Source organism: Rathayibacter sp. AY1F6 (assembly GCF_002932035.1).
Classification (GTDB): Bacteria; Actinomycetota; Actinomycetes; order Actinomycetales; family Microbacteriaceae; genus Rathayibacter.
Window position 1 is genome coordinate 1 of record NZ_PSVD01000004.1, and the last position, 23,399, is coordinate 23,399.

Genomic DNA, 23,399 nt, shown 5'->3' on the forward strand with positions numbered 1-23,399 from the left:
CCCGTGGATCATCCGCCGCCCCGCCCGCCTCCGTGCGGCGCCGGGCGGCCTCCGGTGGCGCTCGCGACCAACAACGGCGACATCGGCGGCGGCGAGGTGATGCTGCTGAGCATCGCGGAGGCGCTCAAGGCGCTCGAGGTCCCGGTCGTGGTCGTCGGCCCCTCGGAGCCGCGTGCGCTCGTCGTCGCCGCCCTCGCCGCCGGCCACCGGGTCGTCGAGCTCGAGGCCACGGGCAGACCCGCCTGGATGCGCGCGCTGCGGCGCTGGGACGCCTCCTCCCGCGAGGGCGTGCTGTGGTGCAACGGGCTGGTGCCGGCCGTCGCGACCGCAGGGCGTCCGCGGCGGATCGTGCATCTGCACCAGCGCCCGTCCGGCCTGCAGCGGCTGCTCGCGCCCGTGGCTCGCCGCGGCGCGCTGGCGACCCTCGTCCCCTCCCGCTACCTGGCGGGGGTCGTCCCCGGGTCGACCGTGCTGCCGAACTGGAGCCGCCGCGTCGACCTGCCGGAGGCGCGGCCGCGGGAGGACGGGACGACCGTCCTCGGCTTCCTCGGGCGTCCCTCGCTCGCGAAGGGGGTGCGGGTCCTCACCGAGGCGCTGGCGCTGCTGGAGGCCGGGGAACCGGGCGCGTATCGCCTGGTGCTGGCGGGCGAGCCCCGGTTCGTGGCGGAGCGGGAGCGTCGCGAGGTGGAGGCGGCCCTCGCTCCGGTCGCCGCTCTGGTGGACCGGCCGGGGTGGATCGAGCCCGGCGACCTCTTCTCGCGGATCGACCTCCTGGTGGTGCCGTCGGTGCAGCCGGAGTCGTTCGGCCTGGTCGTGACGGAGGCGATGTCGGCCGGCGTCCCCGTGGTGGTGAGCGATAGCGGTGCGCTCCCCGAGGTCGTCGGCCCGTCGATCGACGCCACGTTCCGAGCCGGGGATCCGCGGGCTCTGGCCGAGCTGATCAGAGCCCGGAAGAAGAGAGGACTATCGGAGTCGCGGGAGAGGGATCGTGCCCGCTGGAACGATTCCTACTCCCCGTCCTCCGGGAAGTCGGCTATCGACGGACTTCTGGCGCGGATGGCCCTCTCCGATGATTCCTGATCCTCCCGCCAGGAGACCGATCCGCTTTCCGGGGAATGCCGCGGGGAGCCTCTCCTCCTCCCTCGGGAAAGGACGACGATGACCCGCGAACCGGAAGTCCTCAGAGTGCTCGGACTGTTCCTCAAGCACTCGACACTGCGCCTGGCTCCGGGCGAGCCCTTCGCCCGCGGGAGGCTGCCGTACCGGGCCGACCTCCTCCGGGACGACTCGACGCGGCTCCTCGTCCCCGGTCACGCGTCTCGGCCCGCGCACGTGAAGCTCCGCGACGTCGTGGAGCACCGCACGGGGCTGAACGTGGACACGCAGCTGCGCGCGCTCCGGGCGGTCCGCTCGGCCGACGCGGTGCTCTGCGTGCTCGAGCCGGAGGCGGGCCTCCCCGCCCTGCTCCGGCGCGCGCGGCTCGGGCCGTACGGCCGCACGCCGCTCGTGGTCCTCTCCTGCTGGTGGGCGGAGGAGCTGCTCACCGGCTCGCCGGAGCGGCGCCGACAGGTGGTCCGGCTGCTCCAGGGCGTGGACCGGCTCGTCGTGCTCAGCGAGAACCAGCGCGAGGTCTTCGCCCGCCACGGCGTCGACGAGCGGCGGATCGCACCGGTGCTCTTCGGGGTCGACTCCGACTACTACCGGCCCGTTCCGCCGCGTCCGAAGCGGTTCGAGGTGCTCGCCGTCGGTGTCGACCGCGGGCGCGACTTCGACTCGCTGGTCGCCGCCGCCGAGCGCCTGCCGCACCGGCGGTTCGACATCGTGACCACTCCTGCGCGGCGGCCGTCCCGGGCGCTGCCGGCCAACGTCGTCCTGCACGACCCCGTCCCGGTCGATCGGCACCGCGACAACCTGCGCGACGCCGAGCTCGTCGTCGTCACCAGCCACGACCTCGCCTACCCGACGGGCCAGAGCGTCCTGCTGGAGGCCTCCGGCTGCGGGACCTGCACGGCGGTCACCGCGAGCGCCGCGATGACCGGCTACATCCGCGACGGCGAGACGTCCTTCGCGCTGCCCCTGCACGATCCAGCGGGGATCGCGGCGGTGCTGGAGGCGGTGCTGAGCGACGACGGGAAGCGGGCCGAGGTCGCCCGCGCGGGCCGGGAGCGGGTGCTGGCCGGGCTGAACGCGCGGCGCATGTGGGCGGGCGTCCGCGCGGTACTCCGCGACGCGGTCCGCGAGCGCGGCCGCGCCTGAGCGGCGGTCGGCCGGGGCCGCACCGGGCGACCTCCGCCCCACCGGGAAGGGCCCGCCGACCGGGACCTCCGCGCCCCGGATCCGTGGATCCGCGCCGGATCGGGTGGACGCGGGAGGCGCTACTCCGGCGGCAGAGCGCGGGCGCGGGCGGACTGCTCCGCGAGCAGAGCGAGACCCGCGCCGATCACGACGAACGAGATCGGGGCGAAGAACACCTCGCCCAGCTGCGTCGCGCACAGCAGCACCAGGATGCTCGCCGCGCCGACCGCGTGCCCCGGGCGGCTCCCGGCCCCGGCGGCCGTGGTCGCGAAGCCGGCCACGAGCACGGTGCCGACGACGCCGACGAGCAGCACGACGCCGCCCTCGGCCATCAGCGCCAGGTAGGAGTTGTGGAAGAACCAGTCGATCCCGTCGACCCGCGCGGTCGCCTCTCCGAGCCCGGAGCCGGTCCACGGCGAGAGCGCCACCTTGTCGACCGAGGCGTCGAGGATGCGGGCGCGCAGGGCGTCGGAGCCGGCCCGCTCCACCCCGTAGTCGCCGGCCGTCGCCAGGTTCCGCTCGGCCCAGAGGAACAGCAGGACGAGGCCGCCGCCGAGGAGCGCGCGGAAGAGCAGGCGCAGGTACGGCGCCGCGACGAGCCACACGAGCGCGCAGGCGTAGGCCGCCATGGACGTGCGGGAGTCGGTGGCGACGACCGCGGCGGCCCCGAGCGCGAGCACGCCGACCCGCAGCCACAGCCGCGAGCTGAGCGCCGAGACCAGCAGCGCCGCCGCTCCGTAGACGAGACCGGCCACGTTCTTGTCCTGCAGGTAGCCGGTCAGGGCGCCCTGGTAGCTGTCCGGGGCGAGTCCCGCGACGAACAGCACGGCGTTCAGCGACAGCGCCGCGGCGAGTCCTTTGAGCCCCGAGACCACGTCGATCCGCCCGCTCGCGAGGAAGCCCGCGGCGAGCATGACGAGCGCGATGTTCGCCGCCCGGCGCAGGGCGTCGAGGCCGTCGAAGGACGAGCCGGCGAGGACGAAGGCGAGCAGGGCGAGGCACAGCCACGGGTACCAGGCGGCCCGTCCGAGACGGCGGGTGGGCCGCCGGAAGAGGCTGAGGAGGACCAGGGCGGCCAGCGCCGTCTGGGCCAGCGGGACGCTCCCCGGGAGGAAGAGGGTGGGGAGCCGGTAGACCAGGAGGCCCATCAGGACGGCATCGAGTATCCGAGCGGAATGTGCTATCGGAAAGGCCTCGTGAACGAGCGGGGAACGCCTCTCGACGACGATCTCTCCCCCTGGCGCGGACATGTCGTCATCCTCGCAGAAAGGGCCTCCCGAGGGGTCGGGGACCGCCTAGGGAAAGGCGCTCCGCATTGCTAGCGTGACCGACACCTCAGCATCGTCGTGCGGCGCATGCGCGGCACGCAGAAAGGTGCGCAGTGACTGTCGTCGATCTCATCGCATTCATCCGGCGGAACTGGCGGACCCTCGTGGGCGCCGTGCTCGTCGGAGCTCTGGCGATGGCCGCCTTCTCGTTCCTCACTCCGAAGGTCTACGAGTCGAGCTCGGCCGGATTCGTGATCGCCGCGAGCGACGGCAGCTCGGCCGATGCGATCAGCGGGTCGCAGACCGCGGTGACCCGGGCGAACGCCTACCTGCCGCTGATCTCGAGCAGCGCCGTCTCCGAGCGGATCGAGGCCGACCCGGAGGCGAACCCCGGCGGAGAGGCCCTGAGCGGCCGCCTCACCGCGAGGGTCGCTCCGGGCAGCACCCTGATCGAGGTCACCGCCGCGGCCGGGACCGCGCAGAACGCCGCAGCCCTGGCCAACGGGGCGCTCGCGGCGCTGGCGGCCGTCATCACCGACATCGAGACGCAGTCCACCGCTGACCGCACACCGCAGATCACCGTCGTCCCGCTCGAGAACGCGGAGCCGCCCGCCGCCCCGACGAGCCCCGACTGGGTGCGGAACATCCTGCTCGGCGCCCTGGGCGGCCTGGTGCTCGGCTTCGGTCTCGCCTTCCTCCGCCGGGCCCTCGACATCCGCGTGCGGACCGTCGACGACCTCACCGAGCTCTTCGGCGTCGGCGTCCTCGGGCGCATCCCCAAGGCCGGACGCCCGGGCCGGACCGGCGGCCGCCGCGGCACCGACGCGCTCACCGCGGAGGCGTTCCGCTCGCTCCGGACGGGCCTGCGCTTCTCCAGCGTCGACGAGGAGACGCGCAGCGTCGTGATCACCAGCGCCAACCAGGCCGAGGGCAAGTCCACGATCGCCGCCGGACTGGCCCGCGTCACCGCGGAGTCCGGGCAGCGCACCCTCCTGGTCGACGCGGACCTCCGCCGGCCCTCCGTGGCGCGGATGCTGGACATCGACGGCGCCATCGGCCTCAGCGAGGTCCTCAGCCACCAGATCCCCGTGGACGACGCGATCCGCCCCACCGGCACCGCGGGCCTCTACGCCCTCCCGGCCGGGCACATCCCGCCGAACCCGTCCGAGATGCTCGGCTCCGAGGCGATGCGCGCCCTGGTCGCGCGCCTCTCCAAGGACTACTTCGTCATCATCGACGCCCCGCCCGTGCTGCCCGTCACGGACGCGTCCATCGTCGCGACCGTCGTCGACGGCGTCGTCTTCGTCGTCGCCTCGAACCAGACGCGCCGGCCCGAGGTGGTCGCCGCCCGGCGGATCGTCCAGCAGGTCCGCGCCCGCGTGCTCGGCACCGTGCTCAACATGGTCACCGCCCGCGACGGCGACACCGGGTACTACTACTACGACCGCAAGAACGCGTACTACGCGGAGCCGCAGCCGGCGACGGGGCGCAAGCGCGCGGCGGCGGCACCGCGCCGGTCCGAGCTCGCCCCGGTGGAGTCGCGGGCCCTGCCTCCGCAGACGTCCCGCCGGGCGGCTCGATGAGCGGGCGCCTGCTCCTGCTCTGCCATGCGAACGTGGCCCGGTCGCCCTCGGCCGAGCTGATCGCGGCGCGCCTGCTCGGCGCCGGCTCCGACTGGCGGGTCGAGAGCGCGGGAACGCACGCGGAGGCCGGCCGCGGGCTCGACCCCGAGCTCAGCGATGCGCTGCGGGCCCGCGGACTCTCCACTGCCGGGCACCGCGCGCGCCAGGCCGACGGCCGGATGCTCGCCGGCACCGATCCCGTGCTGGTGTTCGAGGCGGGCCAGCGGGAGTGGGTCACCCGCCACTTCCCGGCCGCCGCGCGCCGCACCACCACGGTCCGCCGGGCGGCGCGGCTGGCGGGAGCCGCCCCCGGCGTCCCGCTCCTGCGGCTGCTCGCCGACGACACCGCCCCCTACGGAGCCGAGGACGACTTCGCCGACCCGTTCGGGCGCGGACCGGACGTCGCCGCGGCGGCCGTCGAGGACATCGACGCCCTGCTCCGGGTGATCCTCCCCGCTCTCGGCGCTCTGCCCGTCGGCGCGGAGCCCCCGGCCGCCACCGTCCGGAGCACCCGCCGCTCGCTCCGCCGGGACCGCGCCGCCGAGACGGTCGCGAGGTGACCGCCGAGGGGGTGAGCGTCGTGATCCCGCACTACGGCGACCCCGCGCCCGCGCTCGCCCTCGTCGAGCGGCTCCGCAGCCAGGAGTCGCCCCCCGCCCTCGAGATCGTCGTCGTCGACGACGCCTCCCCGGTCCCGTTCCCGGCCGGGATCGACGGAGTGGAGGTCGTGCGGCGCGAGCGGAACGGCGGCTTCGGCGCCGCGGTGAACACGGGCGCCGCCCGGGCGCGCCACCCGCTGCTCCTGGTGCTCAACAGCGACCTCGTCGTCGGACCCTCCTTCCTCCGCGACCTGCTCGAGGCGGGACGGCCGTGGCTGCCCGCGGTCGTCGCTCCGGACCTCGTCGACGCGGGCGGGGAGCGGCAGTGGGTCGGCCGGCGCTTCCCGCGGCTGCGCCACTACGTCGTGGAGTGGCTCACTCCGCTCGCGCGCTGGCGCCCGCGGCTGCACGCCGCCGTCGGCCACGACACCCGGTGCGCCCCGGGCGCGACGGTGCCGGTGGACTGGGTGGTGGGCGCCGTGATGCTGCTGCCGGTGGCCGAGTTCCGCGCGGTCGGCGGGTTCGACGAGTCCTTCCACATGAACTGCGAGGAGGTCGACCTCCAGCGCCGGCTGCGCGAGCGCGGCGTGCCCTCGGTCTTCGCCGGCTCCGTCGTCGCCGAGCACACGGGAGGCGGCTCCTCCGACCCCGCGCGCCGGCTGATCTGGCTGGTCGCCTCGCGCCTGCGCTACGCCCGCAAGTGGGGCGGGCGCCCCGCCGCCCTCGCCGCGGCCCTGCGCGCCGCCTCCGCCGTGAACCTCGCCGCCAACGCGGTGCGCGCCGCCGCCGGCAGCGACGTGCGCCCGCTGACCGTCCTCCGGCGCGAGCTCCGGCTCGTCGCCGCCGCCGAGGCGGCGTCCCGGTGAGCGGGCCCGTGCTCGTGGTGAGCCCGGTCTTCCACGGCTACTGGGAGGCGCTCGAATCGGCGCTGGCCCACCTGGGCGACGACGTGGTCGTCCACCGCTACGACGCCGCGACCGGGCTGGGCCACGTGCGCGACGCCCTCGGCCACCGGCTCCCCGGGGGCCGGCTCCGGCGCTCGTCCATGCGCGCCGAGACCGACCGCGCGATCGCGGCGCTGCGGGCCGTCCGGCCCCGGGCCGTCCTCGTGGTGAAGGGCGACTCCCTCGGCGACGCCTGGTGGGAGGAGATCGGCCGCGCCGGCGTCCCCGTGGTGCTCTGGCTCTACGACGAGCTCCGCAACATGGGGCACCCCGTCGACCGCCTGCGCTCCCTCGCCGGGGAGGCGGTGTCGATCGTCAGCTACTCCGCCGCCGACGTCGCCGAGCTCGCCCGCGCGGGGGTTCCGGCCGGGCACCTGCCCGACGCCTTCGACTCCCTCCTCTCCTTCCGCCCCCGCCCCTCCGCCGCGGTGACCTTCGTCGGCGCCCGCTACCCCGAGCGCGAGCGCGTGCTGCGGGAGCTCGCGGCCGGCGGGGTCGCGGTCGAGGCGTACGGGCGGCAGTGGTCGCGGCACCCCTGGGACGTGGCGCGCACCGGCCGCTGGCGCTCGGCCGGCGTCCCCGCCCGCCGCGACGTCCCGCGGGCGGGCTACTACGGAGTGATGGCCGGCTCGACCGCGACCCTGGCGCTGCACGGCGCGGGCCACGGCGGGCTCTCGATGCGCGCCTTCGAGGCGCCGGGCGTCGGGGCGCTGACCCTGATCGACCGCCCCGAGGTGGCGGAGTTCTACGAGGTGGGCAGCGAGGTGCTCGTCTTCGAGGAGCGGGACCAGCTCGTCGAGCACGTGCGGCGGGCGGGCGCGGACCACTCCTGGGCGCGGCGCATCCGCGAGGCGGGCGCGCGACGCACCGGCGCCGAGCACACCTTCGTGCACCGGATGCGGGAGGTGAGGGCACTGTGGCGCTGACGCACCCGACCGACCTGGAGGCCTGGCGCCGCTGGCAGCGCGGCCGCGACCCGCTGCGCACCGCCCGGGCGGCGCTGCGGCGCTCCGAGCCGACCCGCCTGGTGCTGCACGTGCGCGGCGACCGGCCTGCGGTCCTGCTCGCGGTGGAGGCGTCGACTGCGAGCGCCCTCGCCTCGACCGCGGCCTCGCTCGCTCCTCTCGGCGGGGCTCCCGCGGCGGTCCTCGCTCCCTCCGGAGCCGGCGACGCGCTGTCCGGGCTGCTGCCGGGCCGCTGGAGGGCGCACCCGGTCGACCCGGAGGCGGACCCGCCCGCCGAGCTGCGGGGCCTCCGCGCCGTGATCGCCACCGGCCACTTCCTCGCGGCGGGAGCGGCCGCCCACCGCTGGTCCGGAATCCTCGGCGCCCGCTTCCTGGTCGTGCAGCACGGCCTGCTCACCCCCTCCGCCCCGCCGCTCCCGCCCGGAGCGACGCTGCTGGCGTTCTCGGAGGAGGACGCGGCCTTCTGGACCTCCGGCCGCAGCGACGTGGAGACCGAGGTCGTCGGCAGCCAGCTGCTCTGGACCGCGTCGCGCCGCCCGCGCCCCGAGCGGCTCGAGGAGCGGCCCCTGTTCCTCGGGCAGCTGCACGGCGCGGAGCTGCCCCGGCGGACGGCCGCGGCCACCGCCTCCCGCTTCTGCCGCGAGGCGGGCGCCGACTACCGCCCCCACCCCGCCGAGGTCGACCGCCGCTCGCGCTGGCAGCACGCGCAGTGGGAGCGCCGCGGCATCCGGGTGCTCCGCGGCGGCGACCTCGCCGCGCAGGCCCGGCCGGTCGCCTCGATCTTCTCGACCGGGGTCCTCGAGGCCGCGGCCGCCGGGATCCCCGCGTGGGTCGTCTGCGAGGACCCGCCCGCCTGGGTGCTCGAGTTCTGGAGCCGGTACCGGCTCGCGCGCTGGGGCGGGCAGACGCCGACCGCGGCTCCGCCCGTCCCGTCCGTCGAGCCGGCCGTCGCCGTCGCCCGCCGGGCACTCGCCATCGCCGAAGGAGGCACCCCGTGACCGTTCTCTGCGTCATCCCCGTGCGCGGGGGCTCGAAGGGCGTCCCGCGCAAGAACGCCCGCCCCGTCGCGGGCCGCCCGCTGGTGGTCTGGAGCATCGAGCAGGCGCTCGCTGCCGGACTCGACGTGCTCGTGTCGACCGACGACCCCGAGCTGGCCGCGATCGCGGAGGGGGCGGGAGCGGACGTGCCGTTCCTCCGGCCCGCCGAGCTGGCGCGCGACGAGACGGCGACCGAGCCCGTCGTGCTCCACGCGATCGAGCACCGGGCCGCGCTGGGTCGCCGCCCGGACGCGGTGATGCTGCTCCAGGCGACCTCGCCGATCCGGCTCCCGGGCACCCTCGCCCGCGCGCTCGAGCAGTTCGCCTCGACGGGGGTCGACTCGCTGGTGGGCGTCGTCCCGCAGACGCCGTTCCTCTGGCGGCTGCAGGAGGGGGCCGCCGTGCCGCAGTACGACGTCACGGCCCGGCCGCGGCGCCAGGACCTCGCCGAGGCCGACTTCTTCTACCGCGAGACCGGGTCCCTCTACCTCACCCGCACCGAGGTCTACGAGCGCGAGCGCAACCGGATCGGCGGCCGGGTCGGCCTGTTCGTCATGGACGAGGCGGAGGGCGGGGACATCGACACCGAGGCGGACCTCGCGGTGGTCGAGCAGACCCTCCTCAGCCTGTCGGCGGGAGGCGGCGCATGATCATCGACCGGCACCTCGCCCCGTTCATCGTCTTCGCCGAGGACCCGGTGCTCACCGCGCTGGCCAAGATCAACGCGAACAAGCAGCGGATCGTCTTCTGCGTCGACGGGCACGGGATCCTCCGCGGGTCGGTGTCCGACGGGGACTTCCGCCGCTGGATCATCGCGAACCCGACGGCCTCCCTCGACGTCCCGGCCCTCGCCGTCGCGAACACCGCCGTCCGCACGGCGGGAGCGGACGAGCCGGCCACCGCGATCGCCGCCCGGCTCGGCCGCGACGGGATCAGCCACCTCCCGCTCGTCGACGACCGCGGGCACCTCGTCGCGATCGCGGTCGAGGGCGACCGGGCGCTGCGGATCGGCCGCCACGAGGTGGGCGACGGCCACCCGGCCTTCCTGATCGCGGAGATCGGCAACAACCACAACGGATCGGTCGATCTGGCGCGGCGGCTGGTCGACCTCGCGGTCGAGGCGGGCGCCGACGCGGTGAAGTTCCAGCTGCGCGACCTCGACTCCCTCTACCGGCGCGCCGGCGGGGCCACCGCGGGGGAGGACCTCGGCGCCCAGTACACGATCGACCTCCTGCGCCGCTTCTCGCTGCTCGCCGAGCCGCTCCTCCGGGTCTTCGACCACGCGGCCGAGGCCGGGATCGACATCCTCTGCACCCCGTGGGACGCCCCGAGCGTGCAGGCGCTCGTCGACTACGGGATCCCGGGCCTCAAGATCGCCTCGGCGGACCTCACCAACCACGGCCTGATCGAGGACGCTGGCACCCGGGGGCTGCCCCTGCTGCTCAGCACCGGGATGTCCCGCGAGTCCGAGATCCTCGAGTCGGTCGCGCTGCTGCGCTCGCTCGGCACCTCCTTCGCCCTGCTGCACACCCAGTCGACGTACCCGGCGCCCTACCGCGACCTCAACCTCGCCTACCTCGACCGGCTCGCCGAGATCGGCGGCGGCGTCGTCGGCTACTCCGGCCACGAGCGGGGCTGGCACGTCCCCGTCGCCGCCGTCGCCCGCGGGGCCCGCATCGTCGAGAAGCACTTCACGGTCGACCGGGGGATGGAGGGCAACGACCATACGGTGTCCCTGCTCCCGGACGAGTTCCGCCGCATGGTCGGCGAGATCCGCGACATCGAGGACTCGCTCGGCACGCGCGACGCCCGATCGGTCTCGACGGGGGAGTCGATGAACCGCGTCTCGCTCGCGAAGTCGCTGGTCGCCTCCCGCGACCTCTCGATCGGGGACGTGGTGCGCGCCGCCGACGTCGTCGTCCGCAGCCCCGGCCGGGGCCTCCAGCCCAACGAGCTGCCGCAGCTGCTCGGCCGCGCGCTCCACCGCGACGTCGAGGAGGGCGGGTTCTTCTTCGCCGGCGACCTGCGCGAGAGCACGCCGTCCGGCCGGCCGTTCCGGTTCCGCCGCCCCTGGGGCCTGCCGGTGCGGTACCACGACCACGCGGCGCTCGCCGCGGAGTCGAACGCCGACTTCCTCGAGTTCCACTTCTCGTACCGCGACCTGGAGATCGAGCCGGACGACGTGTTCACCCGCCGCCTCGACTCCGGCTTCACCACCCACCTGCCGGACCTGTTCGCGGGCGACTTCCTCGTCGACCTCGCCTCCTTCGACGACGACGTGTGGGAGCGCTCGATCGCGGAGGTGCAGCGCACCGTCGAGACCACCCGGAGCCTCGCGCGCTGGTTCCGCCAGGAGGAGGACCCGATGATGGTCGTCACGATGGGCGGCTTCACCCGGCACGCGCACGTGGCTCCGGATCAGCGCGCTCCCCTCTACGAGCGCGTCGCCGACGCCCTCGAGCGGATCGACGCGAGCGGCGTCCGCGTGCTGGCGCAGACCCTCCCGCCCTACCCGTGGCTCATGGGCGGGCAGCAGTTCCACAACCTCTTCGTGGACCCGCGCGACACCGCCGAGTTCGCGGCCGCGACCGGCACGCCGCTCTGCCTCGACGCCTCGCACACCAAGCTCGCGGCGAACCACCTCGGGCTCGCCTTCTCGGAGGCGGTGGCGCTGCTCGCTCCGCTCAGCGCGCACCTGCACCTCGTCGACGCGACGGGTGTCGACGGCGAGGGGGTGCAGATCGGCGAGGGCGAGATCGACTGGCCGGACTTCGCGGCGTCGCTCGACGAGCTGGCGCCCGGGGTGCCGTTCATCCCCGAGATCTGGCAGGGGCACGTGAACAGCGGCGAGGGCTTCTGGACCGCGCTCGAGCGGCTGGAGGAGTGGCTGTGACCCCGCTCGCGCTCTGGGCGGTGCCGGTCGGCGAGTTCGGCGGGGTGGCCCGCCACGTCCTCGACGCCGCCCGGCACGGGATCCCCGGCCACCGGCTCGTCGTGCTCTGCCCGGAGGGAGCGCTCGCCGAGCGGCTGCGGGAGCAGGGCTCGGCCGTGACGACCGGGTGCTTCGGAGTGTCCGCCGGTGCCGCCGCCTCCGTGGCGACCCTGCGCGCGACCGCGGCGGCTCTCCGCCCGGCGGTCGTCCACTCCCACCTCGCCCACGCCGACCTCGTGACCGCGGCGACCCCGCTGCCCCGCGGGGTCCGCCGCGTCACGACGGAGCACGGCATCGCCGGGCCCGACGTCTACCACCGCACCGCCCTGCGGGCGCGGACGACCGCGGCGGCGCACCACGCGCGGCTGCGGTCCTTCGACTCCGCGATCGCCGTCTCGGAGGCCACCCGCCGCACCATGATCGAGAAGTGGCGGCCGAGCCTGCCGGTGCAGGTCGTGCTCAACGGAGTCGACGCCGCGCCCCGCGACCGCGAGCCGGGGGAGCCCGGGTCGCTCCGGGTCCTCTCGCTCGCGCGCCTGGCGCCGGAGAAGCGCCTGGACGCGCTGCTCGAGGCCTTCGCGGTGCTGCGCCGGCGCGTCCCCGGCGCCACGCTGACCGTCGCCGGCGAGGGTCCGCTCGACGGCACCCTGCGCGCCCGGGCCGAGCGGCTCGGCCTCGGCGACGCCGTGTCGTTCCCCGGCTTCGCCGATCCGGAGGCGGCGCTCGCCGCGGCGGACGTCGTCGCCCAGCTCTCGGTCTGGGAGAACTGCTCCTACACGCTGCTCGACGCGGCCGCCCGCGGGATCGGCGTGGTCGCCTCCGCGGTGGGCGGGAACCCCGAGATTGTCGAGCGGGACTCGCTGGTCGACGCCGACGACCCGGAGGCGGTGGCCGCGGCGCTGGAGCGGCAGGCGTCGAGGGCCGCGGCTCCTCGCGCCGTGCGGGACGTCGCCGCCATGTGCGGCGGGATCGCCGCCGTGTACGAGGGGGTGGCGGCGTGAGCGGCGGGTCCCTGCGGCCGGGGCTGCGCACCCTCCTCTCGCTGGCCGGCGCCGCCTCTCCGGGCTGGATCACCGCCGCCGTCGCGGGCTCCCTCGCGCTCGCGGTCCTCGACACCCTGGGCGTCGCCGCGATGGTGCCGCTCATGGCGCTGCTCACCGGGACCGACACCACCACGGGCGCGCTCGGCGTCCTCTCCGGCGTCCTCGGCTCGACGGACGTCCAGACCCTCCTCCCGATCATCGCCGGCTTCGTCGCGGTCGTCTTCGTGCTCAAGAGCGCCGGGACGATCGTCTTCCGGTGGTGGCTGCTCGGCCGCACCACGCGGATATCGGCCGACGCTGCGACGGAGCTGCTCCGGCGGTACGTCCTCGCGCCCTACGCCGTCCACCGCTCCCGGCGCCTCGCCGAGGTGTACCGGACCATCAACGACGCCAGCGCGCAGGCGGCCGGCGTGCTGCTCGGCGTGATCGGCATCGCCTCCGACCTGCTGGTGCTCGTCGCGATCGTGGCGATCCTGCTGGTCGCCTCGCCGGTCGCGACCCTGTTCGCGGCCGTCTTCTTCGCGGTGCTGCTCGGCGGCGTCCAGGCGCTCCTGCGGCGGCGGCAGGGCCGGATCGGCGAGGAGATGGCGGAGGCGGCGCTGGAGTCGTGGCAGTTCCTGCTCCCCTCGCTCGACGGGTTCCGCGAGGCGCGCCTCACGTCGAGCGCGGCGAGCCTGGTCGCCGGCTTCAGCGGGGCCAAGCGCCGCAGCGCCCAGGCTCTGCGCTCCCTCTCGCTCGTCTCGGAGCTGCCGAAGTACCTGCTCGAGATCGGCTTCGTCGTCGCCGTCGTGGGCGTCTCGGGGATCCTCGTCGCCACCGGCTCCGGCGCCGAGGCGCTCTCCGTCCTGGGCGTCTTCGCGGCCGCCTCCCTCCGCGCCCTGCCGACCCTCAACCGCGTCTCGGCCACCTTCGCGATCGTGCGCAGCGGGCAGGTGGGGCTGCGGATCGTCTCCGAGGCGGCCGAGGAGCTCGCCTCCGAGGGGGCGCACGACGAGAGGCCCGGGCCGGGCGGCCGCTACTCCGGCGACATCGCGCTCGAGCACGTCACGTACCGCTACGCCGACTCCGACGTGGACGTGGTGCGGGACGTCTCGCTGGTGATCCAGCGGAACGCCACGACCGCCTTCGTCGGATCCAGCGGCGCCGGCAAGAGCACCCTCCTCGACCTGGTCCTCGGCCTGCTCCCGCCCACGAGCGGCCGGATCCTCTGCGGTGGGCGGCCGATCGACGAGGACCCGGCGGCCTGGTACGCGGGGCTCGGCGTGGTGCCGCAGGACGTGTTCCTCCTGGACGCGACGGTCGCCGCGAACGTCGCCTTCGGGGTGCCGGCGGCCGAGGTCGACCACGAGCGCGTGCGCGAGGTGCTGCGGACGGCGCAGCTCGAGGAGTTCGTCGGCGGGCTGCCGCAGGGTCTGGACACCCGCGTGGGCGAGCGCGGCGTCCGCCTCTCCGGCGGCCAGCGCCAGCGGCTCGGCCTCGCCCGGGCGCTGTACCGGCGCCCCTCCGTCCTCGTCCTCGACGAGGCGACGTCGGCGCTCGACAACCGCACGGAGCACGAGATCTCGCGGGCCGTCGCCGAGCTGCACGGCAGCATGACCGTCCTCGTGGTCGCCCACCGGCTCTCGACCGTGCGCGGCACCGACCGGCTGCTCTTCCTCGACGGCGGCCGGATCGAGGGGGCCGGCACCTTCGAGGAGGTGCGGGCCGCGCACCCCGGCTTCGCCCAGCTCGTGGCGCTCGGAGAGCTCTCGTGAGCGGGGGAGGCCCGCGGTGGTGACGCTCGGCGACGTCCGCTCGGCACTGCTGGCGCCCCTCCGCCGAAAGGGCACGACGGTGCTGCTGCCCGGCGAGTCGTTCGGGATCGGGAACCTCGCCTACTTCTGGCTGCAGGCCCACGCCCGCCGGAGCCGCGGGGTGCCGACCGCGGTGCGTGCGACGCGGAGGACCGCGGAGTGGGCGGAGGTCTTCCCGCGGGTCGTCGAGGAGCTCGTGGTGCCCCCGGCGGGGATGTCGTTCTTCAGCCCCCGCGAGCTCGGGAGCGTTCACCAGGATTTCGGCGTGGAGTTCACGGCGGACGAGCTGGCGGACTTCGTCGCGACGATGCTGCTCCCGCCCGGCGGCCCGTTCACCGCTCTGGTGGCGGCGGCGCGACCGGAGGCGGACCTCACCGTGAACATCCGGCGCGGCGACTACTACAGCGTCCCGGCCTTCCGCGGCCGCTACTCCTTCGACGTGGTCGAGTACGTCGACGCGGCGCTCGCCCTGGCCCGCGAGCGGGAGCCCGTGCGCAGCGTCCTGATCGTGTCGGACGACCTCGACTGGTGCCGGGTGAAGCTGGCCCGCGTCCTCGAGGGCCTCGAGGTGCGCTTCCCGGGGGCGGGGACGCCGGTGCCGCAGCAGCTCGCCCTGCTGGCCGCGTCCCGCCGCCTGGTGCTGACGAACTCGACCTTCTCGTACTGGGGCGCGCATCTCGGCGACCACGTGCACGGCGGAGCCGACGTGATCGCGGCGTGGTTCCACAGCCGCGCGTGGAACGGCGGGGCGGCGACGCAGCTCGACCCGCGCTGGCGGGTGGTCCGCGACCTCCCCGGCGGCTGGGACGGCTGACGCGGAGAGTCGGAGTCCGGCGGCTGGGACGGCTGACGCGGAGAGTCGGAGTCCGGCGGCTGCGCGGGGCTCGCGGGTACCGGCGGGGGCTGCGGGCGGGCGGCTCCGGGGGCGCGACCGGGCATGGACGGCTGCGGGCGGGCGGATGTGCGAGGACGGCTCCGGGCTCGCGGCTCCGTGCTCTCGGCTCGGCTCTCGGCCGCGGGCTCTCGGCTCCGGGCTCGCGGCTCCGGGCCTCAGCGCAGGACGTGGCCCTCGACGTCGACGGGAGCCCGGGCGGTGAGGCGCTTCAGCCGCATCGCGGGGCGCTCGACCAGCAGCCAGCTCGCCCACGCGAGGGGGACCGTCGCTGCGACCGAGAGCGCGATGTACGCCCAGAGCGGCACGTCGGCTCCGGCTCCGACGATCGCCAGCGAGAGCAGCTGCTGCACGGGGAACGCGTAGATGTACATCCCGTAGGAGACGTCGTGGGTCGCGCCCACTCGGCGCAGGGGGAGCCGGGCGCCGAGCGCGACCATCAGATAGGCGAGGGGGAGGCCGGCGAGCATGCGGTAGAGGCCGGTCGCGATCACGAGGACGAGAAGCACGGCCGCGACGGCGGTGAGCGCGCCCGTCAGGGGGAGGCGGTCGCGGTACAGGTGCACGAGCGCGCCGGCGAGGAAGTACCCGACGAGCGTCACCGTCTGGTTGAGGGGTGCCGGGAACGGGACGAGGTCCGTCGCGAGCACCGCCGCGACGAGGGTGAGGCCCGCGAATCCCGTGACCACGAGGGGCCGCACCCAGCGCGCGGGCGCCAGGGAGACGAGCAGGCCGATGACGACGTAGCTGACGAACTCGTAGAACAGGCTCCAGAGCGAGCCGTTCCACGCGCCCGGGTAGGGCACGGAGCCGAGCATCCCCGCGATCCCGTACTCCCGGATGTAGAGGGTCGCATTGGCGACCACGAAGCGCGCCGCCCCGGCCGCGCTGTACTCGCCGGCTCCGAGGAGGAGCGACGCGAGCGGTGCGGCGACGAAGGCCACGACCAGGAGCGAGACGAGGAAGGCGGGATAGATGCGGAGGAAGCGCCGCCAGAGGAAGTCGACCAGCGATCGCGAGCGCAGCCGGCTCGCGGTGATCAGGAAGCCGGAGGTGGCGAAGAACCCGCCGACCGCCCAGGCGCCGAGGGTGGAGCCGCCGAACCCGGGGTCGTCGCCGTAGCCGCCGAGGGGGAAGGAGTGCGACACGATGACGAGGACCGCCAGCCCGAGCCGCAGGGCGTTGATGCTGTTCGACCGCGGGTCGAAGGCGGAGCCGACGGTCGGGCGCGTGCGTGGCGCGCGGGCGGGCGCGGCGGTGCGCCGGCCGTTCTCCTGGCGGGTCATGCGCACATCCTGCTGACCCCGGCCGCCGCCGTCGATCGGGCGTGGGACGCGCCGCGCTCCTCCCGGAGGGCCCGCGCGCCAGCAACGACGCGCGCTCCCCCCTGCGGACCCGCCGCGGAGCTGACGCGGACTGACGTGCGGCCTGCGGCTGATCCCTCTCCGCCCGGTCGTCCCTCCGTCGCCCTCTCCGCGAGACGCCGCTCCGGTAGCGACACGCCGGAGCGGGCGTACCGGAGCGGCACCTCGTGGCAGGCGGTCGGATCACGCCGGTCGGACCGCGCCGGTCGGATCACGCCGGTCGGATCACGCCGGTCAGAGCAGCCCGTCCGTGAGGTTGTCCGGCGTGCCGAAGCGGTGGGCCGTGATCGACACGGCCTGCTCGCGGAGGAACGGCAGCAGCTCCAGCCGGCCCGCCTCGGTCGCCGGGCCGGCGTAGACCGCGAGGTCGGGGCGCCCGCCCGTCACGGCCGTCACCGTCGCGGCGGACGCGCCCAGCAGGCGCACCCGTCCGGCGCCGTGCGCGCGCACCCGCGCCTCCCACGCCGCGTCGTCCTCGACCACGACGGCGCCGGCCGCCTCGTCGAGACCGGCGGCGAGCTGCGGAGGCAGCGCCGCGGCGCTCGAGACGACCACCCGTGCCTGCGCGGTCGCCGCCGCGACGGCCACCCGCACGAGCGAGCCCAGCGGCTCCCCGGCGGCCAGGCGCACCAGCACGGCGGAGTCGTAGGGCAGGCGGCGGAAGACGTTGCGCTCCGCCTCCAGCCCCGTCACGTCGCGAGGAGTGCCCGCGGCCCACGCCGCCGCGCAGCTGCGCGCCGTCCGCTCCACCGCGGCGTGCTCCTCCGCCGGGAGCTCCGCGCGCGACGCGGCGAGCAGGCGGGCGGCCGGTCCGACGACCGGAGCGGTCGCCTCCGACGGCGCCGCGGTCCAGGAGCCCAGGCCGAGCAGGTAGTCCGGTCCGCCCGCCTTGGTGCCCGGGCCGACCGCCGACTTCTTCCAGCCGCCGAACGGCTGGCGCTGCACGATAGCCCCGGTGATCCCGCGGTTCACGTAGAGGTTGCCCGCCTCGATCCCGTCGAGCCAGGTGCCGATCTCCTCCGGGTCGAGCGCGTGCAGGCCCGAGGTGAGCCCGTAGTCGACCTCGTTGACGATGGCGATCGCCTCGTCGAGGGTCGCCGCCGTCATGATCCCGAGGATCGGCCCGAAGTACTCGGTGCGGTGGAACTCGGAGCCGCGGCGCACGCCGTCGCGGACGCCGGGGCTCCACAGGCGTCCGGAGTCGTCGAGGCTCCGCGGCTGCAGCAGCCAGGTCTCACCGGCGCCGAGCGCGGTCAGGCCGCGCAGCAGCTTGCCCTCGGCGGGTTCGATCACCGGCCCCATCCGCGTCGCGGGGTCGGTCGGGTAGCCGACCGTGAGGGAGGAGACCGCATCGAGCAGCTGCGCGCGGAACCGCTTCGAGCGCGCGACGGAGCCCACCAGCACCACGAGCGAGGCGGCGGAGCACTTCTGGCCCGCGTGCCCGAAGGCGCTCGCCACCACGTCCTTCACCGCCAGGTCGAGGTCGGCCGAGGGGGTGACCACGATCGCGTTCTTGCCGCTCGTCTCGGCGAGCAGCGGGAGGTCGTTCCGGAAGGAGCGGAACAGCTCCGCCGTCTCGTAGGCGCCGGTGAGGATCACCCGGTCGACCTGCGGGGAGGCGATCAGGTCGCGCCCCAGCTCCTCCTCCGGCAGGCGGAGCAGGCGCAGGGCCTCGCGGGGCACGCCCGCCGCCCACAGCGCCTCCGCCACCACGGCGCCGCAGCGCGCGGTCGGACCGGCGGGCTTGAGCACCACGGCGGAGCCGGCCGCGAGCGCCGCGAGGACGCCGCCGGCCGGGATCGCGACCGGGAAGTTCCACGGCGGAGCGACCAGGGTCAGCGCGGCCGGGTGGAAGCGGGCGCCGTCGACCGCGTCGAGCTCGAGGGCGCGCTCGGCGTAGTAGTGGGCGAAGTCCACGGCCTCCGAGACCTCGGGGTCGCCCTGGTCGAGGGTCTTGCCGCCCTCGGCCGCCATGACCTCGAGAAGCTCGGCGCGGCGCGCCTCCAGCTCGTCGCCGGCGCGGTGCAGGATGCGGGCACGCTCCTCGGCCGGGACGTCGCTCCAGCCGCTGCCGCGGGCGCCGGAGAGCACCGACTCCAGCTCGTCGAGGGTGCCGATCGTGGCGGCCTCGATCGCGTCGGCGCCGGCCCGGGAGGAGGGGACGCGCGCGAGGATCACCTGCGCCCACTCGCGGTTCGCGGCGACGGACGGGTCGGTGTCGGGGGTGCTGCGGAAGTCGCCCGGTCCCGGACGGCCGCACGCGGCGAACCGGTCGGGCACGCGGTGCGCCGGGGGGACGGCCCCGTCGAGGGCGGCGACGGAGGCGCGGAACCGCTCCTCCTCCCTCGCGAAGAGCGCCGGGTCGGCCTCGAGCTCGAAGACGGCCGACATGAAGTTCTGGCTCGACGCGCCCTCCTCCAGCCGGCGGATCAGGTAGGCGATCGCCACGTCGAACTCGGCCGGCGCGACGACCGGCGTGTAGAGCAGGAGCGAGCCGACCGTGCGGCGCACCGCCTCCGCCTGGCCCTGGGCCATGCCGAGGAGCATCTCGTACTCGATCCCCTCGCGGACGCCGCGGGTGCCGGCCAGCAGCCACGAGTACGCGACGTCGAAGAGGTTGTGCCCGGCGACGCCGACCCGCACGTTGCGGATCCGCTCCGGGTGCAGCGCGTAGTCGACGACGCGCTTGTAGTTCGTGTCGGAGTCCTGCTTGCTGCTCCAGGTCGCCAGCGGCCAGCCGTGGACCGAGGCCTCGACCTGCTCCATCGGCAGGTTCGCGCCCTTGACCAGGCGCACCTTGATGCCGGCGCCGCCGCGGGCCCGGCGGGCGGCGCTCCACTCCTGCAGGCGGATCATCGCCGAGAGCGCGTCCGGCAGGTAGGCCTGCAGCACGATGCCGGCCTCGAGACCGAGGAACTCCGGCCGGTCGAGGATGCGGGTGAAGACCGCGATGGTGAGGTCGAGGTCCTTGTACTCCTCCATGTCGAGGTTGATGAACTTCTGCGGCGAGGAGGCTGCGGCCCGGGCGAACAGCGGCGCCAGCTCCTCGACGATGTCGTCGACCGCGGCGTCGAAGGCCCACGGGTTGTGCGGGGCGGTGCTCGAGGAGACCTTGATCGAGACGTAGTCGACGTCGTCGCGGGCGAGGAGCCGGTGCGTCCCCTCCAGGCGGCGGTGGGCCTCCTCGCGGCCGAGGACGGCCTCGCCGAGCAGGTTCATGTTGAGCCGGACGCCGTCGCGGCGGATCGCGGCGATGGCCGGGCCCAGGCGGGAGTCGGTCGCGTCGATGATCAGGTGGCCGACCATCCGTCGCAGCACCCGGCGCGCGATCGGCACCACGACGTCCGGGAGGAGCGGCGCCATGACGCCGCCGAGGGCGACCGCGCCGCGCATCGGAGCCGGGAGGAAGGACGGCACGCCGCCCGCGATCGCCTTCAGCGCCGCCGCCGCGACGCGGGCGTCCTCGGGGCGGACGACGCCGTCGACGAAGCCGACCGTGAAGTCCAGGCCGGCCGGGTCCTTCAGCACGCCCGCCAGCTGCGCCCCGGAGGCGTCGATCGGGATCGCGGACGCCTCGCGCAGCCAGCGCCGCACCAGGGCGACGCTCTCGTCGACCAGGCGGGGATCGATCGAATCGGCGGACGGGCCGTCGGCCGCGGGGCCGGTGGCGAGAGCGGGGCTGGCGAGATCCGTCATGGTGCGGTCCTTCTGCTCTGAGGCGGGTGCCTTCAGTATTCGACCGACTACCGTTGAGCAGAAGCGACCGTTTCTTACCGGTACCGGTCAGCTCAGCTGAACGATCGGAGAGACGCCGTGCTCGATGTCCGCCGCCTGGTCCTGCTCCGCGAGGTGGCCATCCGCGGCACTCTCGCCGCCGCGGCCGAGGCCCTCGCCTACAGTCCCTCCGCCGTCTCGCAGCAGCTCGCCGTGCTCGAGCGCGAGGCCGGCGTCGAGCTGCTGCGGAAGGCGGGCCGGCGCGTGCAGCTCACACCCCAGGCCGAGATCCTGGTCGAAGCGGCCGGCGAGGTGATGGCCCTGCTCGAGCGGGCGGAGGCGGCGCTCGCGGCCTCGGGGGAGTCGGTGACCGGGCGGGTGCGCGTCGCGGTGTTCCAGTCGGCCGCGCTCGCGCTCATGCCGGGCGCGCTCCGGGCCGTCGCCGACCGCTTCCCGGAGGTGCGGATCGAGATGGTGCAGCGCGAGCCGGAGGGCGCTCTGCACGAGACGTCGTGGGCGCGGGAGTTCGACCTCGTCGTCGCCGAGCAGTACCCCGGCCACTCGACCTCCTGGCTGCCCGGACTGGTGCGCAGCGACCTGACGTCCGACGCGATCCGCCTCGCCGTGAGCCGCGACTCCGCCGTCGTCGACCTCGCCTCGGCCCGCGACTCCGCCTGGGTGATGGAGCCGCGCGGTACCGCGAGCCGCCACTTCGCCGAGCAGACCTGCCGGGTCGCGGGCTTCGAGCCGGACGTCCGCTTCGAGACCGCCGACCTGCAGGCGCAGATCCGACTCGCCGCCTCCGGCCACGCCGTCGCCCTGATGCCCGACCTGGTCTGGGCGGGCGAGGCGCCGGACTGCCGCCTCCTCGAGCTGCCCGGCACGCCCCGCCGCACGATCTTCACCGCCCAGCGCGAGGCGCAGCTGGCGTCGCCGGCCGTGCGGGTGTTCCGGGAGTGCCTGGCGGAGGTGGCGGGGCGGTTCGCGTGAGGCTGGGGGTGTGCGGGAGTGCGTGAGGCGGGGGCGGTTCGGTGCGGTTCAGGTGAGCGGGGGCGTGTGTGGCGGTGCGGTTCGGGTGAGCGGGGGCGTGTGTGGCGGTGCGGTTCGGGTGAGCGGGGGCGTGTGGCGGTGCGGATCGGGTGAGCGGGGGGCGTGTGTGGCGGTGCGGTTCGCGTGAGCGGGGGGCGTGTGGCGGTGCGTGTGGCGGGGTGTTGCGCCGGTGTCCTGCGCGCGCCGCCCCGAGGACGGCGGGGATGTGCGGTGTCGGCTGCGGTGATCCCTCCCTCCACAGGAGGGCTTCACTCCGGTTCTCCACGGATATGACGATCCGTCGCTTCCGTGTCGGTGGTCGCCGATTGAATACACGTATGACGATGATCAGCGGGTCCACAGCAGCGGAGGCGGTGCTCAGCGAGGTGCGTGCTCGCGGCGACCGAGCCGCGGCGCTGGCCCGCTCGGCGTCCCCGCTGCTCCTGGCCGCGGCCGAGGAGCTGCACGCCGGGCACCGGGCCGCGCTCGAGCGTCCGGAGTCGTTCGCCCGCGGCTCGGCGTCGCACGCGTCGAGCGACCTCGCCGAGCGGTCGATCCGTGCGGAGTTCGCCGTCGCCCTCGGAGTCTCCGAGCGGGTCGCCTCCCGCGAGCTCGACCACGCGCGCCTCCTCGTCGAAGACCTGCCGGCCACCCGCGCCGCCCTCGCCGGGGCGCGCCTGCGGTGGGAGGCGGGCCAGGTCGTCTGCGCCGTCGCGGCCACCCTGCCTCCGGGCTCCCGCGCCGCGTTCGATACGCGGGCGGCCGAGCTCGCGGCCCGCACCACGCCGACCCAGCTGCGGCGCGCTCTGGCGCGGCTGCGGGAGGAGCTCCACGAGCAGCCCCTCGCCGAGCGCCACCGACGTGCCCGCGAGGACCGCGCGGTCTGGCTGACCCCCGAGGTCGACGGCATGGCGACGCTCTGCGCCCTCCTCCCCGCCCCGGTCGCCGTGGGGGCGTACAGCCGCCTCGACCGGATCGCCCGGATCCTCCGCGACGGCGCCGAGGGGCCGGCGGGGGCGGAGCCGCCTGCCGCCACGGATGCGGGCTCCTGCGGGGCGGAGTCGAGCGGGACGACCGGGGCGGAGCCGACCGGAATCACCGGGGCGTGCGACGTCGACGCGATCTCCGGAGCGGGCGACGAGCGGACCCTCGCCCAGCTGCGAGCCGACGCTCTGGCCGACCTCCTCTGCGAGGCGGACGTCATCGGCACGGCGCCCGACCCGGTCGGCGCCGATCGGCCCGTTCCGACTCTCGTCACCGGCGTGCGCGCCGAGGTGCGGGTCACCCTGTCGGCGAGCACCGCGTCCGGCGCCGACGACGCCTCCGCCGAGCTCGACGGCTACGGCCCGATCCCGGCGGACGTCGCCCGGAGCCTCGTCCCCGCGACCGTCACCCGCGTGCTGACCGAGCCCCGGACGGGCGCCGTCCTCTCGGTCGGGCGCACACGCCGACTGCCGCACCGCGAGCTGCGGCTCCTCCTCCAGCTCCGCGACGTGACCTGCCGCTTCCCCGGCTGCACCCGCTCCGCCGCGGGCGCCGAGGCCGACCACGTCGTCGAGTGGCGAAACGGCGGCGGCACCGACCCCGCCAACCTCGCCAGCCTCTGCGTCGCCCATCACCACGTGCGGCACGGCGACCGCTGGACCTACGTCCTCCACCCCGACGGCACCGCCGACTGGACCACCCCCACCGGCCGCCGCATCACCACGCGCCCGCCGGGCCTCGAGGAACGGCTCCGTCCAGGCCCGCCCGCGACTCCGAGGTTCGCGGACCGGCCGCCGCCGTTCTGACACGCTGCCGTGCTGCCGTGCTGCCGTGCTGCCGTGCTGCCGTGCTGCCGTGCTGCCGTGCTGCCGTTCCGCCGTGCACCCCTGAGGGAATCGGCTGTCGGGCGGGTTCGGC

Annotated in this window: 17 protein-coding genes; 14 read left to right on the plus strand and 3 right to left on the minus strand. The window is 75.4% G+C overall.

Annotated elements, in window-relative coordinates; genetic code table 11:
* Together C5C44_RS05020 and C5C44_RS05025 are read left to right on the plus strand one after the other, a co-directional pair.
* A partial coding sequence (locus C5C44_RS05020) for a glycosyltransferase family 4 protein (protein ID WP_219827832.1) occupies positions 1-1,080 on the plus strand: 1,080 nt, incomplete at its 5' end.
* A 78-nt stretch (positions 1,081-1,158) separates the two neighbouring features.
* Complete coding sequence (locus C5C44_RS05025) at positions 1,159-2,256, plus strand: glycosyltransferase family 4 protein (protein WP_104333735.1); 1,098 nt, start codon at positions 1,159-1,161, stop codon at positions 2,254-2,256.
* Positions 2,257-2,375: 119 nt separating this feature from the next.
* On the opposite strand, the gene C5C44_RS05030 is transcribed toward C5C44_RS05025, so the two are convergent.
* Positions 2,376-3,443, minus strand: coding sequence for an O-antigen ligase family protein (locus tag C5C44_RS05030; RefSeq protein ID WP_104335441.1), 1,068 nt, complete (start codon positions 3,441-3,443; stop codon positions 2,376-2,378).
* 233 nt (positions 3,444-3,676) lie between these two features.
* Between C5C44_RS05030 and C5C44_RS05035 the strand changes: the two genes are divergently transcribed.
* From C5C44_RS05035 to C5C44_RS05080, 10 genes are read left to right on the plus strand one after another with little or no spacing between them, the layout of a single operon-like run.
* Positions 3,677-5,146: a polysaccharide biosynthesis tyrosine autokinase gene (locus tag C5C44_RS05035; protein ID WP_104335442.1), complete on the plus strand. Its 1,470-nt coding sequence runs from the start codon at positions 3,677-3,679 to the stop codon at positions 5,144-5,146.
* Positions 5,143-5,745, plus strand: coding sequence for a hypothetical protein (locus C5C44_RS05040; RefSeq protein ID WP_104227202.1), 603 nt, complete (start codon positions 5,143-5,145; stop codon positions 5,743-5,745). The genes C5C44_RS05035 and C5C44_RS05040 overlap by 4 nt, the downstream gene beginning before the upstream one ends.
* Complete coding sequence (locus C5C44_RS05045; protein WP_104267845.1) at positions 5,742-6,650, plus strand: glycosyltransferase family 2 protein; 909 nt, start codon at positions 5,742-5,744, stop codon at positions 6,648-6,650. The genes C5C44_RS05040 and C5C44_RS05045 overlap by 4 nt, the downstream gene beginning before the upstream one ends.
* On the plus strand, positions 6,647-7,654 hold the full coding sequence (locus C5C44_RS05050) for a glycosyltransferase (protein WP_104335443.1): 1,008 nt from the start codon (positions 6,647-6,649) through the stop codon (positions 7,652-7,654). The genes C5C44_RS05045 and C5C44_RS05050 overlap by 4 nt, the downstream gene beginning before the upstream one ends.
* Positions 7,645-8,691: a hypothetical protein gene (locus C5C44_RS05055; RefSeq protein ID WP_104335444.1), complete on the plus strand. Its 1,047-nt coding sequence runs from the start codon at positions 7,645-7,647 to the stop codon at positions 8,689-8,691. The genes C5C44_RS05050 and C5C44_RS05055 overlap by 10 nt, the downstream gene beginning before the upstream one ends.
* Positions 8,688-9,380, plus strand: a complete 693-nt coding sequence (locus C5C44_RS05060; protein ID WP_104329399.1) for a cytidylyltransferase domain-containing protein — start codon at positions 8,688-8,690, stop codon at positions 9,378-9,380. The genes C5C44_RS05055 and C5C44_RS05060 overlap by 4 nt, the downstream gene beginning before the upstream one ends.
* Complete coding sequence (locus tag C5C44_RS05065; protein ID WP_104335445.1) at positions 9,377-11,623, plus strand: N-acetylneuraminate synthase family protein; 2,247 nt, start codon at positions 9,377-9,379, stop codon at positions 11,621-11,623. Before C5C44_RS05060 ends, C5C44_RS05065 begins: the two co-directional genes overlap by 4 nt.
* Entirely contained in the window at positions 11,620-12,663 is a 1,044-nt protein-coding gene (locus C5C44_RS05070) for a glycosyltransferase family 4 protein (protein ID WP_104227196.1), read from the plus strand. Before C5C44_RS05065 ends, C5C44_RS05070 begins: the two co-directional genes overlap by 4 nt.
* Positions 12,660-14,459, plus strand: coding sequence for an ABC transporter ATP-binding protein (locus C5C44_RS05075; protein WP_104335446.1), 1,800 nt, complete (start codon positions 12,660-12,662; stop codon positions 14,457-14,459). The genes C5C44_RS05070 and C5C44_RS05075 overlap by 4 nt, the downstream gene beginning before the upstream one ends.
* A 19-nt stretch (positions 14,460-14,478) precedes the next feature.
* Positions 14,479-15,312: an alpha-1,2-fucosyltransferase gene (locus C5C44_RS05080; RefSeq protein WP_181132722.1), complete on the plus strand. Its 834-nt coding sequence runs from the start codon at positions 14,479-14,481 to the stop codon at positions 15,310-15,312.
* Between the two features lie 236 nt (positions 15,313-15,548).
* On the opposite strand, the gene C5C44_RS05085 is transcribed toward C5C44_RS05080, so the two are convergent.
* Together C5C44_RS05085 and C5C44_RS05090 are read right to left on the minus strand one after the other, a co-directional pair.
* Entirely contained in the window at positions 15,549-16,676 is a 1,128-nt protein-coding gene (locus C5C44_RS05085) for an acyltransferase (protein WP_104335448.1), read from the minus strand.
* Positions 16,677-16,988: 312 nt separating this feature from the next.
* On the minus strand, positions 16,989-20,450 hold the full coding sequence (locus C5C44_RS05090; protein WP_104335449.1) for a bifunctional proline dehydrogenase/L-glutamate gamma-semialdehyde dehydrogenase: 3,462 nt from the start codon (positions 20,448-20,450) through the stop codon (positions 16,989-16,991).
* A gap of 117 nt (positions 20,451-20,567) precedes the next feature.
* On the opposite strand from C5C44_RS05090, the gene C5C44_RS05095 reads away from it, so the two are divergent.
* Together C5C44_RS05095 and C5C44_RS05100 are read left to right on the plus strand one after the other, a co-directional pair.
* Positions 20,568-21,458: a LysR family transcriptional regulator gene (locus C5C44_RS05095; RefSeq protein WP_104269522.1), complete on the plus strand. Its 891-nt coding sequence runs from the start codon at positions 20,568-20,570 to the stop codon at positions 21,456-21,458.
* A gap of 377 nt (positions 21,459-21,835) precedes the next feature.
* Positions 21,836-23,287: an HNH endonuclease signature motif containing protein gene (locus tag C5C44_RS05100; RefSeq protein WP_181132724.1), complete on the plus strand. Its 1,452-nt coding sequence runs from the start codon at positions 21,836-21,838 to the stop codon at positions 23,285-23,287.
* The last annotated feature ends 112 nt before the right edge of the window (positions 23,288-23,399 follow it).